The sequence below is a fragment of the Corynebacterium sp. HMSC076C10 genome (assembly GCF_001812455.1).
Lineage (GTDB): Bacteria > Actinomycetota > Actinomycetes > Mycobacteriales > Mycobacteriaceae > Corynebacterium > Corynebacterium jeikeium_D.
The window spans coordinates 1-15,931 of sequence record NZ_KV809111.1 but is presented as its reverse complement, the minus strand read 5'-3'; the positions used below and the strand labels follow the sequence as shown (position 1 = coordinate 15,931).

General features: G+C 59.2%; 13 protein-coding genes. 8 read left to right on the top strand and 5 right to left on the bottom strand.

Translation table 11 applies throughout. From position 1 onward, the window contains the following. The first annotated feature begins 80 nt into the window (after positions 1-80). The 4 genes from pgk to secG all read left to right on the top strand — a co-directional run bounded on the left by pgk (position 81) and on the right by secG (position 5,519). A complete protein-coding gene (gene pgk / locus HMPREF2857_RS04860) occupies positions 81-1,292 on the top strand; it encodes a phosphoglycerate kinase (protein WP_070606620.1) in 1,212 nt (403 codons plus the stop codon). A 69-nt stretch (positions 1,293-1,361) separates the two neighbouring features. Continuing rightward, a complete protein-coding gene (gene tpiA, locus HMPREF2857_RS04855) occupies positions 1,362-2,150 on the top strand; it encodes a triose-phosphate isomerase (protein ID WP_049190741.1) in 789 nt (262 codons plus the stop codon). A gap of 202 nt (positions 2,151-2,352) precedes the next feature. Further along, the gene (ppc, locus tag HMPREF2857_RS04850; protein WP_070642959.1) at positions 2,353-5,181 is read left to right on the top strand and encodes a phosphoenolpyruvate carboxylase; all 2,829 of its coding nucleotides are present in this window, start codon (positions 2,353-2,355) and stop codon (positions 5,179-5,181) included. A 101-nt stretch (positions 5,182-5,282) separates the two neighbouring features. After that, entirely contained in the window at positions 5,283-5,519 is a 237-nt protein-coding gene (gene secG / locus HMPREF2857_RS04845) for a preprotein translocase subunit SecG (RefSeq protein WP_005510775.1), read from the top strand. Between the two features lie 117 nt (positions 5,520-5,636). Here the strand turns inward: secG and pgl are convergent, their stop codons facing one another. From pgl to zwf, 3 genes are read right to left on the bottom strand one after another with little or no spacing between them, the layout of a single operon-like run. Continuing rightward, positions 5,637-6,404 (bottom strand): 6-phosphogluconolactonase, encoded by a 768-nt coding sequence (pgl, locus tag HMPREF2857_RS04840; RefSeq protein ID WP_049190739.1) that lies wholly within the window; start codon positions 6,402-6,404, stop codon positions 5,637-5,639. After that, a complete protein-coding gene (locus tag HMPREF2857_RS04835; RefSeq protein WP_070642957.1) occupies positions 6,401-7,417 on the bottom strand; it encodes a glucose-6-phosphate dehydrogenase assembly protein OpcA in 1,017 nt (338 codons plus the stop codon). The genes pgl and HMPREF2857_RS04835 overlap by 4 nt, the downstream gene beginning before the upstream one ends. 50 nt (positions 7,418-7,467) lie before the next feature. After that, a complete protein-coding gene (zwf, locus tag HMPREF2857_RS04830; protein ID WP_070547093.1) occupies positions 7,468-9,072 on the bottom strand; it encodes a glucose-6-phosphate dehydrogenase in 1,605 nt (534 codons plus the stop codon). A gap of 134 nt (positions 9,073-9,206) precedes the next feature. On the opposite strand from zwf, the gene HMPREF2857_RS04825 reads away from it, so the two are divergent. The 3 genes from HMPREF2857_RS04825 to HMPREF2857_RS04815 are packed head-to-tail and all read left to right on the top strand — an operon-like array spanning position 9,207 to position 11,001. Beyond that, positions 9,207-9,569 (top strand): GntR family transcriptional regulator, encoded by a 363-nt coding sequence (locus HMPREF2857_RS04825; protein ID WP_049190738.1) that lies wholly within the window; start codon positions 9,207-9,209, stop codon positions 9,567-9,569. After that, a complete protein-coding gene (locus HMPREF2857_RS04820; RefSeq protein WP_048731886.1) occupies positions 9,566-10,285 on the top strand; it encodes an AAA family ATPase in 720 nt (239 codons plus the stop codon). The genes HMPREF2857_RS04825 and HMPREF2857_RS04820 overlap by 4 nt, the downstream gene beginning before the upstream one ends. After that, positions 10,282-11,001, top strand: a complete 720-nt coding sequence (locus tag HMPREF2857_RS04815) for a hypothetical protein (RefSeq protein WP_049190735.1) — start codon at positions 10,282-10,284, stop codon at positions 10,999-11,001. Before HMPREF2857_RS04820 ends, HMPREF2857_RS04815 begins: the two co-directional genes overlap by 4 nt. Positions 11,002-11,269: 268 nt before the next feature. Here HMPREF2857_RS04815 and tal read toward each other — a convergent pair whose 3' ends face one another. Together tal and tkt are read right to left on the bottom strand one after the other, a co-directional pair. Further along, positions 11,270-12,385, bottom strand: a complete 1,116-nt coding sequence (tal, locus tag HMPREF2857_RS04810; RefSeq protein WP_070642955.1) for a transaldolase — start codon at positions 12,383-12,385, stop codon at positions 11,270-11,272. A 170-nt stretch (positions 12,386-12,555) separates the two neighbouring features. Beyond that, positions 12,556-14,655: a transketolase gene (gene tkt / locus HMPREF2857_RS04805; protein ID WP_070642953.1), complete on the bottom strand. Its 2,100-nt coding sequence runs from the start codon at positions 14,653-14,655 to the stop codon at positions 12,556-12,558. A 289-nt stretch (positions 14,656-14,944) separates the two neighbouring features. On the opposite strand from tkt, the gene HMPREF2857_RS04800 reads away from it, so the two are divergent. Beyond that, positions 14,945-15,859, top strand: a complete 915-nt coding sequence (locus HMPREF2857_RS04800; protein WP_172954651.1) for a heme o synthase — start codon at positions 14,945-14,947, stop codon at positions 15,857-15,859. Positions 15,860-15,931: the final 72 nt, after the last annotated feature.

Here is a 15,931-nt window from a genome sequence, read left to right as displayed (position 1 = left end):
CGGGCCGGGGTGGTTGTGCCTGAGTAGGGCACGCCACCCACGGCCCGTTTTTTACACACTTTCACAAGGATTTCATTGAGATGACTGTTAAGACTGTCAAAGACCTGATCAACGAAGGTATTGAAGGCCGTTACGTCCTCGTCCGCTCCGACTTTAACGTTCCGTTGAAGGACGGCGTTATCACCGATCCGGGTCGAATCGATGCTTCGCTGCCCACCCTGTCCGCGCTTGTCGAGGCCGGTGCCAAGGTCGTTGTTATGGCTCACCTGGGTCGCCCGAAGGGCGAGGTTAAGTCCGAGTTCTCCCTGGCCCCGGTCGCTGAGGCGCTATCTGAGCGCCTGGAGCAGTACGTCGCGCTCGCCGGTGATGTCTCCGGTGAGGACGCGCACGAGCGCGCTAATGGCCTGACCGAGGGCGATGTACTCCTGTTGGAGAACGTCCGCTTCGATCCGCGCGAGACCTCCAAGGACGAGGCAGAACGCGCCGAATTCGCAGCCGAGCTGGCCGCACTTGTTCCGGACGGAGCATTTGTTTCCGACGGTTTCGGTGTTGTTCACCGCGCCCAGGCTTCCGTCTTCGACGTCGCTAAGAAGCTGCCGCACTACGCCGGCAACCTGGTTCAGGCTGAGCTTGAAGTTCTGCGCAAGGTTGCAGAGACCCCGGAGAAGCCGTACACCGTCGTGCTCGGCGGTTCCAAGGTTTCCGACAAGCTGGGCGTTATTGAGGCTCTCGCGCCGAAGGTTGACTCCCTGGTCATCGGCGGCGGCATGTGCTTCACCTTCCTGGCTGCCAAGGGCTACGCCGTTGGTGCATCCCTGCTGCAGGAAGAGATGATTGACACCTGTAAGGATCTGCTGGACCGCTACGGCGACAAGATTGTTCTGCCAACCGACGTAGTCGTGGCCGACAAGTTCGCTGCTGACGCTGAAAACAAGGTCGTCGATGCCACCGAGATTCCGGAAGGCTGGATGGGCCTGGACATCGGACCGGCTTCCGCCGAGGCATTCGGCAAGGTGCTCGCTGAGTCCAAGACTGTGTTCTGGAACGGCCCGATGGGCGTGTTCGAGATGGAGGCTTTCGCAGCTGGCACCCGCGAGGTTGCACAGGCCATCATCGATGCCACCACTAACAACGGTTGCTTCTCCGTCGTCGGTGGCGGCGACTCCGCAGCAGCAGTACGTACTCTGGGGTTGAACGAGGAGGGCTTCAGCCACATCTCCACCGGTGGTGGCGCGTCGCTGGAGTTCCTCGAGGGTAAGACTCTGCCGGGCGTCTCCGTCCTGGAAGACTAAGATTTTTCCACCACCGGATTTTCAACGCTTAAAAATCCGCTAATTGATAGGGAAGTGAATTCCACCACTATGGCACGTACACCATTTATTGCTGGTAACTGGAAGATGAACCTGAACCATCTCGAGGCTATCGGTGTGGTGCAGAAGCTCGCGTTCGCTCTGCCGAAGGAGTACTACGACAAGGTTGACGTCGCTGTCATCCCGCCGTTTACCGACCTGCGTTCGGTCCAGACTCTGGTTGAGGGCGATAAGCTCGGCGTCACTTACGGCGCGCAGGATGTCTCAGTCCACGAGTCCGGCGCTTACACCGGCGAGATTTCCGCATCGATGCTGGCAAAGCTCGGCTGCACCTGGGTCGTCGTCGGTCACTCCGAGCGTCGCGATATGCACGCAGAGGACGATGAGCTGGTCGCAAAGAAGGCCAAGGCAGCACTGCGCGAGGGCATGAACCCAATCGTCTGTGTCGGCGAACCGCTGGAGGTCCGAGAGGCCGAAGAGCACGTCGAGTACGTTGTCTCTCAGGTCAAGGGCTCCCTGGCTAATCTGACCAACGCTGAGCTGGCCAAGACCGTCATCGCTTACGAGCCTGTCTGGGCTATCGGCACCGGTAAGGTCGCATCGGCTGCAGACGCGCAGGAAGTCTGTGCAGCTATCCGCGAGACCGTCGCAGAAATTGCGGACGAGAACATCGCAAAGGAGATGCGCATCCTCTACGGTGGTTCCGTCAAGGCCGAGAACGTCGCTGAGATCGTCGGCAAGCCCGACGTCGACGGCGGCCTCGTCGGTGGCGCTTCGCTCGACGGTGAAGCATTCGCGAAGCTCTGCGCACTTGCTGCAGATGCCGCCCAGAACGCCTAAGTGCATATAAATTCAGAACAACTGATAAGATAGGCGCCATGCGCGACCCCGGATTGGTTTTATTGATTCTCATAAAACCGATTCGGGGTTATTGCCTTTAGGCGGACTCAATCCAGGCACACCGACTGGCAATAATTCAGCGCAATACATTTCCCGAGGCTTTCCACTTGGAATGCCCGGCAATTTTCAAAGGACGTGCTCAATGAACGAACAAGTACATGGTGACACTGACCGACACACTGCAAGCAATGAGCAATCCTCATCGACCGCTACCGCGAAGCAGCAGGACTTGCTCTGGGAGGATATTCGCCACCTGGGTCGAATTCTTGGGCAGGTAATCCGCGAGCAAGAGGGTGACGAGGTCTTTAACCTGGTCGAAAATGCTCGCCGCGCAGCCTTCGAACTCCATCGTGGCGATGGCGACATCGAGAAGCTCACCGGCCTCTTCCGCGATATTGACCCGGCCGAGGCAAGCCCTGTCATCCGTGCTTTCACGCACTTCGCACTTTTAGCCAACCTCGCTGAGGATTTGCACGAGGAGCTGGGCATCGAGGCCTCTCTAGATGCTGGCGATCCGCCGAAGGACTCCACACTGGAGGCAACATGGCAGAAGCTTCGCGACGCCAAGGTTTCCAGCAGCGCCATTGCGGACATGATGGACCACATTGAGGTCGTCCCGGTTCTGACCGCACACCCAACGGAAACTCGTCGTCGCACAGTGTTCGATGTGCAGAAGCACATCACGGCCGCAATGCGTCGCCGCCACGAGATCCAAGCAGCCCCGTTGAATGCACGTACCGCGGACCGACTTGCTGAGATTGATGCCGATATCCGTCGCCGTATCCTTACGCTGTGGCAAACGGCTCTGATTCGCATGAATCGCCCGGATATTCGCGACGAGGTCGAGGTTGGTCTTCGCTACTACCAGCTTTCTCTGCTGGAAGCTGTGCCACAGATTAACCGAGACGTCGTCAAGCACTTGCGTCAGCTCGGCGGCAACAAGCTGCCGGCTAACCCAACGATTCGCATGGGATCGTGGATCGGCGGCGACCACGACGGTAACCCATACGTGACAGAGGAGACGCTGCGCTACGCCTCCGATAGGGCAGCGGGTACCATCCTGCGTCACTACTTCTCGCAGTTGCATCTGCTGGAGCGCGAGCTCAGTCTCAGCGATCGCCTGACCAAGGTCACCGTGGATCTAGTCGCCTTGGCCAGCCGAGGCCACAATGACGTACCAAACCGCGAAGATGAACCGTACCGTCGTGCGGTTCACGGTATCCGCGGTCGCGTGGCGGCAACAGCGGTGAACTTCTTCGACGAGTCCATCATTGAGGGCGACTGGTCGGAATTCACTCCGTATGACAGCGCCGAGGAGCTACTTGAAGAGCTCTCGATTATCGACGACTCCCTGCGGTCCAGCCACGATGACCTCATCGCCGATCACCGCCTGCGCGACCTGATGGATTCAGTGGAGGTATTTGGTTTCCACCTGTACTCGATTGATATCCGCCAGAATTCGGACTCTCATGAGGAAATCCTCACCGAGCTGTTCTCCGCTGCCGGTGTGGTGGACAACTACGCGGGATTGAAGGAAGCCGACAAGGTCGAACTGCTGACCAAGGAACTGCAGTCCTCCCGTCCGCTGGTTTCGACTTCCGCAGATCTTTCCGAAGCTACGGCTCGCGAGCTAGGCATTATGCGTGCGGCATCTCGTGCGGTGCGCAAGTACGGTCACGACGCGGTACCGCACTGCATCATTTCGATGTGTACATCGGTCTCCGACCTGCTGGAGCCGATGATTCTGCTCAAGGAAGTCGGTCTGATTCGCCCGAATGGCTCGCAGCCGACCGGTTCTGTTGACGTCATCCCGCTGTTCGAAACCATCGAAGACCTGCAGGCTGGTGCCGACGTCCTGCGTGCTGCGTGGGACATTCCGGTCTACCGTGCATACGTCTCCGCACGCGGAGATCTGCAGGAAGTCATGCTCGGCTACTCCGACTCCAACAAGGACGGCGGGTACTTCGCTGCAAACTGGGCGCTTTACGACGCGGAGGTCGCCATCGTGGCAGCTGCGAAGGACAACGACATTCGCCTGCGTCTCTTCCATGGCCGCGGAGGTACTGTCGGCCGTGGTGGCGGTCCGTCCTACGAGGCAATCCTGGCGCAGCCTTCCGGCGCAGTCCAGGGGTCGGTGCGTATCACTGAGCAGGGCGAGATTATCTCTGCCAAGTACGGTCACCCTGCAGCGGCACGCAGGAACCTCGCCGCGCTGGTTTCGGCAACGATTGAGTCGACTCTGCTCGACGTCGATGACCTGAAGAACCCGGCTCGCGCCCACGAGATTATGTCGGAGATTTCCGACCTGTCGCGTGAGGCCTACTCGAAGCTCATGCACGAGGACCCGGGCTTTATTGACTTCTTCACTTCCTCGACTCCGGTCGATGAAATCGGCAGCCTGAACATCGGGTCGCGTCCGACCTCACGCAAGCAGACCCAGACCATTTCTGACCTGCGCGCAATTCCGTGGGTACTGTCCTGGTCGCAGCAGCGTTCTATGGTGCCGGGCTGGTTTGGTGTCGGCTCTGCACTGCAGGAGTGGATCGGCGAGGACGAAGACGGTTCCCGCCTGGCTGAGCTCCGTCAGCTCAACGAGATTTGGCCGTTCTTCAATTCGGTGCTGTCGAACATGGCGCAGGTCATGTCCAAGGCTGACCTGAACCTGGCGCGCGCCTACGCTAGCCTGTGCCAAGATAAGGCCGACGGTGAGCGCATCTACGGCATCCTCAAGGCTGAGTTCGACCTGACTTTGGAGATGTTCCTGAAGGTAACCGGGTACAAGCACCTGCTGGAGGACAACCCGCTGCTCAGGCGCTCGGTGGACATGCGCTTCCCGTACCTTATGCCGCTGAACATCATCCAGCTGGAGATGCTGCATCGCTACCGTGCCGGCGATAATCGCGACAAGGTGCGTCGGGGCATTCAGCTGACCATGAATGGTCTGGCAACTGCACTGCGCAACTCCGGCTAGGAATTCGCCTAGGGATACGGCTAGGGATACCTAGCCAGCGGAGCAATTGCGCTAGTATAGTTGGAGTTCTTAAAGAAGCGACGTTTCAAAAGGAAGTGCGCGTGTACCTCGCCATTCAGATTGTCCTGGTCATCACATCCATCCTGATGACGCTGTTCATCCTGCTCCACAAGGGTAAGGGTGGCGGACTGTCCAGCCTCTTTGGTGGCGGCATGCAGTCGAATCTGTCCGGTTCGACTGTGGTGGAGAAGAACCTTGACCGCGTCACTATTGTGACCGTGATTATCTGGTTGCTCTGCATTGTCCTGTTGCTGCTGTTCAATACTTTCGGCTGGTAGGTTCCGCACGCAGCACGCCCCACCGCAGGCCTTTAAGCAATAAAAATTCCCGTCGATAGCATTTCGCTTATCGACGGGAATTTGCTGTTTCTGGGCTGTTAGCGGTGAAGCGGATGCCTAGAGCTGCGCAGCCGCAGCATCGTCAACAAAGACAACGGTTTCCTGAACACCGCGAACCCCGGCCGCCGGCCACTGCGCTGGGTCGTCCTGCTGAGCGATAGCTGCAATTGCCTCAGCCTTTTCGCCGCCCGCTACAAGTAGCCACACACGCTGAGAGCTGGCGATGGCCGGCATCGTCAACGTGATACGGGTCGGCGGTGGCTTCGGGCAGTTATGCACGTCCACGACCAAGCGTTCCTGCTCAGCCAGCGCTGCGGTATACGGGAAAATCGAGTTGATGTGTCCCTCTCCGCCCATACCAAGAAGGTGAAGGTCAAAGCCATTTGGAGCCTTCTCCCGAACGATAGCTTCGTAGCTTTCGGCGGCCTCCGTGGTGGTCACGCCGCTGTCGGCAGCGGCAAACTCGAAGATGTTTTCCTCCGGCACGCCGACAGGGGACAAGAGACGCTTACGAGCAGCCAACGCATTGCGATCTGCCGAGTCGGCAGCGACAAAGCGTTCATCTCCGAAGAACACCAGGACTCGGTTCCAGTCGATGTCTCCGGAATCGTCGGCAAGCGCACTGAGCAAAGCGGTACCCGCGCCGCCACCGGTGAGAACGACGCGTACGAAACCGTCATCGGTGACCGGAGAGGCGTTGCCATGTTGGACGGCGACAACCGCATCGATGAAGCGCTGACGTGCAGCCTCGACGATGCCCGCCTGGTCAGCGGCGCGGTGGAACTGAGGGGCAGGGACGGTATTCGAGGCGTTATCGGTGGTCACTTGTCAGAGACTCCTGGTTCGTTAGCGAAGCTAGTTGTTGTGGACGTCGGAGGTTGCATTCCCACCGTGTGAATCTGGCTGAGGCCACGCAGGGCACGTCCGTAGGCAGTATCGTGGTCGAGGTGACGCAGCTCCTCTGCCAAACATTCGGAGCGTGTTGGACGCGATACTGCGACCTTGAACGGGGGCTTTTCTCCGTTGGTGACTGATGCAGTGGTGGCGCTCTCAATATCGATGCGCAAAGTCTGGCCATTTTCACGCTCAAAGGCGACGGAGGTCACCGGTGGCTTGGCGCGGCCCTTTTCGTCCACCGGAATCTTCTTCTCACCGGTGGAGTAACGGTTGACCGGCAGCCCCAGGCGATCTGCCAACCATCCAGCGGCGACCTCGACCGATGGCGAGTCCTGTGGGCCGTAAATGGACACGGAGGTCACCGGCGAGTGCGGCGGCAAGTCGAAAGCGGATGCCAACACACCGCGCCAGTTCGTCAGCCGCGACCAGCTCAGATCGGAATCACCCGGTGTGTATCCCGTGCGGCGAGTGTAGATAGCGTTGCTATTCGGGTCACACAACGAATCGGTGATGCGACGCTGTGCAATCCGACCAATTGGTGTTGCCGCCGGTACCTGTGGGGCCTCGGACGGCCACCATGCCACAACCGGCGTATCCGGTAGCAACAGGGGAGTCACCACCGAGCTGTGGTGTTGCCCAATCTCACCGGCCATGTGCATAACGACGATCTCAGCGGCACCGGCATCACCACCGACGCGGAGTTCCGCGTCAAGGCGATTGTCCAGGCGTGGATCATCGGAGACCAATACCAGCACACGGGATGGGTGCTCGCGGGAAACGGAGTTGACCGTGGAAATAATGTTTTCCAGGTCGTCTTCGCTTTTGGCCAAAACAATCAGGGTGAGGACACGGCCCGTGGTAACGATGCCGCCCTGCTCTCGAAGCTGCACCAACTGACGAGCAATGCTCGCGGTGTCAGTGTCTGGCAAATTGACAATCATGAAAGTGTTCTTTCTGTCAGAAAATTCTTAAGAACTGAGAGGTCGGCGGCCTATGGCCGTCGCCAAGCGCGACCGTCGCGCTCGAGCATGTGGTCAGCGGAGGAAGGCCCCCACGAACCTGCGGGGTAGCCCTCGGGACGACCGCGCTTGGCCCAGTACTCGATGATGGGGTCAAGAATCTTCCAGGACAGCTCGACTTCCTCGTTGGTGGGGAAGAGGCTGGCCTCGTCGAGAAGCGCATCCAGAATCAGGCGCTCGTAGGCCTCTGGCGACTGCTCGGTAAACACCTCGGAGTAGGAGAAGTCCATGTTGACATCGCGCACCTCCATGGCCGAGCCCGGGACCTTCGAGCCGAAGCGCATGAGCACGCCCTCGTCTGGCTGAACACGGATGACCATTGCGTTCTGGCCGAGAGCGGCAGTCATTGTCTCTGCGAAGGGCAGGTGAGGTGCGGACTTAAAGACCAGCGCAATTTCAGTGACGCGGCGGCCGAGGCGCTTGCCGGTGCGCAGGTAGAAGGGGACACCGGCCCAGCGACGGGAGTTGATCTGCAGCGTACAGGCGGCGTAGGTCTCGGTCGTGGATTCGGGGTCGAAGCCATCCTCATCGCGCAGCCCCGGCACGAAGTTGCTGCCCTGCCAATCCGCCGTGTACTGGCCACGCGCGGTGTATTTCGAAAACGGACGCACTGGCTCGACGGCACGCAGAACCTTGATCTTTTCCGCTTGCAGCTCTTCCGGGGTAAAGGCGATGGGCTCTTCCATTGCCACCAGCGCCAGGAGCTGGAGTAGGTGGTTCTGAATCACGTCACGAGCTGCACCAATACCGTCGTAGTAGCCAGCGCGACCGCCCAAACCAATGTCCTCGGCCATGGTGATCTGGACGTGGTCAATGTAGTGAGAATTCCACATCGGATCGAACAACTGGTTGGCAAAACGCATGGCCAGAATGTTCTGGACGGTTTCCTTGCCCAGGTAGTGGTCGATGCGGAACACAGCGTCTTCTGGGAAGACCGAGTTCACAATCCGGTTGAGTTCCTGAGCGGAGGCTAGGTCGTGTCCGAATGGCTTCTCAATAATCACGCGACGCCAATAATCCTCGCCCGACTGCGCCAGCCCCGAACGATCGAGCTGATGACAGACATCGGGGAAGTTAGCTGGCGGAATGGACAGGTAGTAGGCCCAGTTGCCGGCGGTGCCGCGGGAGCGATCGAGCTCCTCAAGTTGTGCGGCCAGGCGATCGAAGGCCTCGTCATCGGTAAAGGTACCGGTGACAAAGTGAATGCCCTCAGCCAGGCGCTGCCAGACACTCTCACGGAAGTCTGTGCGGGCGCCCTGTTCCACTGCGGTGCGCACATAATCCTCAAAGTCCTGTTTCGACCATTCGCGACGACCGTAGCCAACCAACGCGAAGGAGGCAGGCAGTAGACCGCGGTTGGCCAGATCATAGATGGCAGGCAGAAGCTTCTTTCGGGCCAGATCGCCCGTCACTCCGAAAATCACCATGCCACCCGGGCCGGCAATACGCGGCAGGCGTTTATCCTGCGGGTCGCGCAGCGGGTTGATGTATCCGTCGTGGTTGGTGCTGTCGTCTCCGTTGTGCGGAGAGCTGGCAGTAGGGGAGTTCGAATCGTTGCGTTGCAGAGAATCACTCACGGTTTACATAATGTCATATCGAGAAAAGTCCGGTGGAATCGTTTCCGATTCCTCCGATGGGGCCTTGACGGGCCCCTTTCTTCTGCCATAGGTTTATGACCTAGGTGGTATACCCATAAACCACGGAGGTGGATATGCAGGCGAAGGAGGCGGACCCTCGGCCCATCTACGTCCAGATCGCCGAGGATCTGAAATCAATGATTTTGTCCGGGGAGCTCTCGGCTGAGGATCGTGCCCCTTCAACCAAGGAGCTCTCGGAGTTCTATCAGGTCAACCCAACCACGGCCGCCAAGGCCATGACGGAACTGTCGATGGTGGGGCTTGTGGAGAAGAAAAGAGGACTCGGCATGTTTGTCACTCCAGACGCCCGTAACCGCATTCGCGCTGAGCGTCGTGAAGCGTTCCAGCGCACCTACATCGAGCCATTAAAAGCGGAGGCCGGCATTCTCGGCCTCACGCTCCACGACATCATCGCCATGCTGGAGGAGGAGAAATGAGCATCTACGGCGTGATTGGCCCCAACGGCGCCGGCAAGACTTACTACCTGCGTACCCTCGCGCAGATGCCTACGGCGGCCCTGGCGAAGGCTGCACCCGACACCCAGGTCTTCGGTGCCACCCCGCGCGAATATTTCCAGATCCTGCGCACCGGCTGGGATCAGCTCGATGTGCCCCACGCGGAGTCCCTCCTCGATTTCCCCGCTGACACCCCTATCAAAAAGCTCAGCCTGGGCCAGCGCCAGCTGCTCATCGCCGCTGCCACCCTGGCATCGGGCAAGGAAGCATTGCTTTTCGACGAGCCCTTCAACGGCCTCGATGTCGAGCACCGCGCCACATTGCGCGGCATGCTTATCGACTCGGCCGAATCGGCCGACATTGTGGTCACCTCGCAGCACTCCCAGGATCTAGCCGGCCTAGTGGACACCTTGATTGTCATCCACAAGCAGGATGCGTACGGGCCCTATGACGTCGATAAGCTGCGCGCTAGCCATCCGGTGCTGCGCGGCCCTACGGATCTCGTGGCGCAGGTGGCCGGCCCAGTGCTCGCTAAGAAAACCCTCGGCGAGCGCTGCGAGGCAATCCTGGCTACAGAGCTCAGTTCGTCTGCCGCTGCGCATGCCCGCGCCCTCGGCGTTGAGGTGAGCTACCTCGACCCCGCGGCCCTCATCGACCTCGCAAGCACCTCCTCCTACATCGAACGGAGCAAGAAATGAGCACCGGAGCTTTCATCGCGACCAACAAGAAAACCTTCCTCGGTGTTGCCGCCGTGGCCATCCTGTACTCGGCCTTCGGGCGCATGCTCGTAGGCAGCGGAACCGGTAACACCTTGCTTGGCATTATCGCGCTGGGCATCCTCTTCCTCATCACAGCCCGGCGTTCGGTCACCCTGCGCGACTACGGCGTGAGCACCTCCCGCTGGGTACGCTCCGCAATCATCGCAATCTTGGGCACATCGTTGGTGGCTACCGCCTTCATCGTCACGGCGATGGTCATCGAACAGAACAAGTCCGGTTACTACCGCGGATTCGATAGCTTCATTGTCACCTCCGGACCGGCCCTGTTTCCGGACACTAACGGGGAGCTGTACATGATTGAGGATTCCGGGCAGAACTACACCACAGTTCTGCTCACCGCGCTGTGCGTCTTCTTGAGCTTCCTCATGGCTACCGTGGCGAGCACCGCAGTCGGCACCGTCGCCGGCGCGAAGGGCACTCGTGCAGGATCGATCACCATTGGCCTGGCCCTGGTCACGCTCTTCCTCTTTAGCTATCTGCTGGACGTGACCGACTCCGTACCGGGCGCCCCCTGGCCGGCTGTGCCGATCTTTGCCTCAATCATCACCGTAATCTCTGCGTTCGTGATGGCCTGGGCATTAAAGGAAGAGAAACGCCCGCTGCCCACTGTGCGCCCCGCCTTCGCCGCGTCCTAGCTCCATTAAAAAAGCTCCCCTGCGCGGGGAGCTTTTTCATGTCCAACGTTGAACATGCGGGTTAAGTAACACAACAGGCGAACCGAAACTGACAACCCCAAAAGTTACGGGCTGCAGATGTGAAACTGTGCAAGTTTATGACACCTTCAGGCTATTTTTCGGGCCGTTTTTGACATAAACGCAGTCAGTAACTCGGATCGCCAGGCGACCTGCTGGCGCCAGCCAGAAACGCAGCCACTACCAACAGGCACCTAGATAATCAGCAGGCTTACTTCAGCTGCTCCATGCGCTGTGCAATCGACTCGAGCAAGGACTGCCAGGAGTCCACGAACTTCTCCACGCCCTCGCGCTCCAGGACAGCGAAGACGTCATCGAGGTCGATGCCAATCTCGCTGAGCTGAGTCATAACGGCGTTGGCTGCGTCACCCTGGCCGCTGACGGCGTCGCGAACCTCGCCCTCGAAGCCCGCGGCAGCACGCAGCGTCTTCTCCGGCATGGTATTCACAGTCTGCGGTGCAGCCAGCTCAGTGACGTAGAGGGTGTCCGGGTAAGCCGGGTTCTTCACACCGGTCGAAGCCCACAGCAGGCGCTGCGGCTTAGCACCGGCGTTTTCCAGCTGTGCCCAGCGAATATTCTGCGCCGAGAAAGTCTTCTCGAACTTGGCGTAAGCTGCACGGGCATTGGCCAGACCAGCCTTGCCGCGCAGAGCCAGGGCCTCCTCGGAGCCGATCTTGTCCAGGCGAGCATCGATTTCGGTGTCAACGCGGGAAACAAACAGCGACGCAACAGAGTGAACCGAAGCCAGGTCTACGCCGTTGTCCTTCGCACGCTCAATGCCCTCGATGAACGCATCAATGACCTGCAGGTAGCGTTCCACCGAGAAAATCAGGGTGACGTTTACCGAGATTCCCTCGGACAGGGCCTGGGTGACAGCCGGCAGGGAAGCATCGGTCGCCGGAATCTTAATCATCGCGTTCTGCTTGCCGACGCGCTCCCAGAGCTTACGGGCCTGCGCAATCGTGGCCTCGTAGTTGTCGGCGTAGCGAGGATCGACCTCGATGGAGACACGGCCATCGACACCGTCGGTTTCTTCAGATACACCAGCGAAAAGGTCACAGGCATCGCGGACGTCGTCGATTGCCATCGCGAACACAGCATCTGCCGGGTTCGCACCCTCCGCAGTGAGCTGCGCCAGCTGAGAGTCGTAATCCTCACCGGCGGTCATCGCCGAAGAGAAGATAGCCGGGTTAGTAGTGACACCGACAACCCGCAGCTCTTCAATAAGATTCTTCAAATCGCCCGAGGTAAGGCGCTGGCGCGAAAGATCGTCGAGCCACGCCGAGGTTCCTACCTTGGCGAGCGCTTCCATCGTGGTGTTTCCCATAGTGTTTAACGCCTTTCTGTCAATACCGCTTCGTTGCCTAAAGACTTCGCTAAAAGTTGTATGTCCTTAAACTACTGTGCGTCACAAACAATACTGGCGCTACCGGAGCGCGGTACGGTTTTCACAAATCCCGTCCCGACAACGGCCGATAGCGCCAGGTTTTAACAAACTTACTTAGCAGCCTCGATGGACTCCTTGGCGGCATCGATAACAGCCTCTGCTGTGATGCCGAACTTCTCGAACAGCTCCTTGTACGGAGCCGATGCACCGAAGTGCTCCAGGGAGACAGCGCGACCAGCATCACCAAGGTGGCGGTACCACGGCATTGCAATACCGGCCTCAACCGAGACACGAGCGCGGACGGACTTCGGCAGAACCTGCTCGCGGTAGGCATCGTCCTGCTGCTCGAACCAGTCAAGACACGGAACGGAGACAACGCGGGCGCTGACGCCTTCCTCAGCCAGCTTGTCAGCAGCTTCGACAGCGAGGTGAACTTCCGAACCGGTAGCCATCAGGATGACGTCCGGGGTCTCCTTGGCGCCGTCGACAAGCACGTACGCACCACGACGGACGCCCTCGGCGGCCTTCTCCTTGGTACCTTCCAAGACCGGAACGTTCTGGCGGGTCAGGGCCAGAGCCTTCGGGCCTGCTTCGCCCTGAAGAACAGCGGCCCAAGCCTGAGCGGTCTCGTTAGCGTCAGCCGGGCGGACAGTGGACACACCCGGGATAGCGCGCAGCGAAGCCAGCTGTTCAACAGGCTGGTGCGTCGGACCGTCTTCGCCCAGACCAATGGAGTCGTGAGTCCAGACATAAATAGGGGAGATGCCCATCAGCGATGCTAGGCGGACAGCCGGACGCATGTAGTCCGAGAAGATAAGGAAGGTGCCGCCGTACGGACGGGTACCACCGTGGAGCAGAATGCCGTTGAGAATCGAACCCATGGCGTGCTCACGGATACCGAAGTGCAGGTTGCGGCCGTACGGGTCGGTGGTCCAGGTGCCGGTGGTGATGGACTTCGGGCCGAAGGACGGCTCGCCCTTCAGGACGGTGTTGTTGGAGCCAGCCAGGTCAGCCGAGCCACCCCACAGCTCCGGCAGGGTCTTGCCCAGTGCCTGCAGCGCGGCCTCAGAGGCCTTGCGGGTAGCAACGCCCTTCTCGTCCGGCTCCCAAGTCGGCAGCTCAGCGTCGAAGCCCTCCGGCAGCTCGCCAGCGGTCAGACGGTCCAGCAGAGCTTTGCGCTCCGGGTTAGCCGCAGCCCACTCATCAAACTTGACCTGCCACTGTGCATGAGCCTCAGCACCACGCTCAACCAGCTTGCGGGTGTGCTCAATGACCTCGTCAGCGACGTCAAAGCTCTTGTCGGTATCGAAGCCGAGAGCTTCCTTGATGCCGACAATCTCCTCGCCACCAAGAGCAGCACCGTGCGAAGCGCCGGTGTTCATCTTCGTCGGAGCCGGGTAAGCGATCACAGTGCGAACGCGAATGAAGGTCGGACGCTCCGTATCCTTCTTGGCCTCCTCGACAGCAGCCTCGAGTGCTGCGACGTCCTCGCCGCCGTCGACCTCAATGACCTGCCAGCCGTAAGCACGGTAGCGATCCGCGACATTCTCGGTGAAAGCAATGGTGGTGTCGTCCTCGATGGAGATGCCGTTGTCATCCCAGAAGACAATCAGGTTGCCCAGCTGCTGAGTGCCGGCCAGCGAGCCGGCCTCGGCAGTGACACCCTCCTGAACGTCACCATCAGAAGCGATGACGTACACGTAGTGATCAAACGGAGACTCACCCGGAGCAGCTTCCGGGTCGAACAGCCCACGTTCCCGTCGCGAAGCCATGGCAAAACCGACGGCCGACGCCAGCCCCTGACCCAGCGGGCCAGTGGTGATTTCCACGCCGTCAGTGTGGCCGTATTCCGGGTGACCCGGGGTGAGAGCGTCCCACGTACGCAGCGCCTTCAGGTCATCGAGCTCCAGGCCAAAACCGCCGAGGTACAGCTGGACGTACTGCGTCAGAGAGGTGTGACCACAGGAGAGAATGAAACGGTCACGGCCGATCCACTTCGTATCCTTCGGGTCATGGCACATAATGCGCTGGTAAAGAGAGTAAGCCAGCGGTGCGAGGCTCATCGCAGTGCCGGGGTGCCCCGAACCTGCCTTTTCAACGGCGTCTGCGGCCAGCACACGGGCCGTATCAACGGCCTTCGTATCCAAGTCAGACCAGTCCGAGGGGTAGTTGCGCACAACCCGTGCTTCATGCTCAGTCGACAGTGTCACGTGAATGACTCCTAGTATCCAAATGGATTAGTAAAATTCTCCTCCATACTAACTAGGATTGCGCGCTCCGGGTTCAAACCAGGCCGAATAGCTGAGAGATAAGTCTCAGAGGGCGCGCCGCACATGCTTTACGACGGTCATTATTGGAACCGTTATGATTACCGGTAAACTGATTGCCTGCCCCTCATTTAATTTTGCGGAAAAACTCGTCGGGAACTTTCCGACCGTTACATCCGACTATCTGTAAACGGGGGGTTTGTTTATGGCGCGTGAAAGGGACATTGCTTTGTTGGAAACAGTCAAGGCGTATATTGCACTGACTAAGCCAAGAATTATCGAGCTCCTGCTCGTCGCGGCCATTCCCGCAATGCTTCAGGCTGATCGCGGTCATGTTCACGTTGGACTGATTCTTCTCACCTTGTTCGGTGGTTGGCTGGGTGCAGCGGCTGCGCACACCTTCAACATGGTCATGGATTACGACATTGACCAGAAGATGCGCCGTACTCGCCGTCGCCCGCTCGCGCGCAACCAGGTTAGCCGTCGAGCGGCAGCGATTTTCGGCACTGTCTTGATGATTGCGTCGTTCCTATGGCTGTGGTTGCTGTGTAACTCGCTGCTGGCCGCCGTTTTCATTCTGATTACGATTGCCTTCTACATCTTCGTCTACACGTTGTGGCTGAAGCGCCGTACTGATCAGAACGTAATTTGGGGTGGCGCTGCGGGGTGTATGCCGGTGATGGTCGGCTGGGCCGTGATCACTGACAACAACCCGGAGATTACGGGGCTGGCTCACTGGTGGCAGGCATTCATCCTGTTCCTGCTTATCTTCTTCTGGACTCCGCCGCACACCTGGGCATTGGGCCTGCGCTACAAGGAGGACTACAAGGCCGCTGGCGTGCCGATGATGCCAGTGGTTAAGCCGGCAATCGTCGTTTCCAAACGCATTATTTACTACACCGCCGCGACCGTGATTACCACTCTGCTGTTGGTTCCGTACGCGGGTTGGATCTATCTGATTGGCGCCGTTGGCGCTGGTGCCTGGTTCCTGTGGGGCGCCATTGACCTGCACCGCCACGTTAAGACCGGTGGTAAGATCAAGCCGATGAAGCTGTTCTTCATGTCGAACAACTACTTGTCTATCGTCTGTGTGGCGCTTTCTCTCGATGCCGTACTCGGATTGCAGACAATTTCGAGCATGTTCTAGGGCAGTTGCTGAGCTCCTTTGAAGAGGCCCTTTCCGGTTGTGAACTGCTCCCCATTAGTTGGACTGAGAAAT

Bases quoted from the DNA above. Each gene is read 5' to 3' on its own strand.
- pgk (WP_070606620.1), top strand. From the start codon at position 81: ATGACTGTTAAGACTGTCAAAGACCTGATCAACGAAGGTATTGAAGGC.
- tpiA (WP_049190741.1), top strand. From the start codon at position 1,362: ATGGCACGTACACCATTTATTGCTGGTAACTGGAAGATGAACCTGAAC.
- ppc (WP_070642959.1), top strand. From the start codon at position 2,353: ATGAACGAACAAGTACATGGTGACACTGACCGACACACTGCAAGCAAT.
- HMPREF2857_RS04835 (WP_070642957.1), bottom strand. From the start codon at position 7,417: ATGATTGTCAATTTGCCAGACACTGACACCGCGAGCATTGCTCGTCAG.
- HMPREF2857_RS04825 (WP_049190738.1), top strand. From the start codon at position 9,207: ATGCAGGCGAAGGAGGCGGACCCTCGGCCCATCTACGTCCAGATCGCC.
- HMPREF2857_RS04820 (WP_048731886.1), top strand. From the start codon at position 9,566: ATGAGCATCTACGGCGTGATTGGCCCCAACGGCGCCGGCAAGACTTAC.
- HMPREF2857_RS04815 (WP_049190735.1), top strand. From the start codon at position 10,282: ATGAGCACCGGAGCTTTCATCGCGACCAACAAGAAAACCTTCCTCGGT.
- tal (WP_070642955.1), bottom strand. From the start codon at position 12,385: ATGGGAAACACCACGATGGAAGCGCTCGCCAAGGTAGGAACCTCGGCG.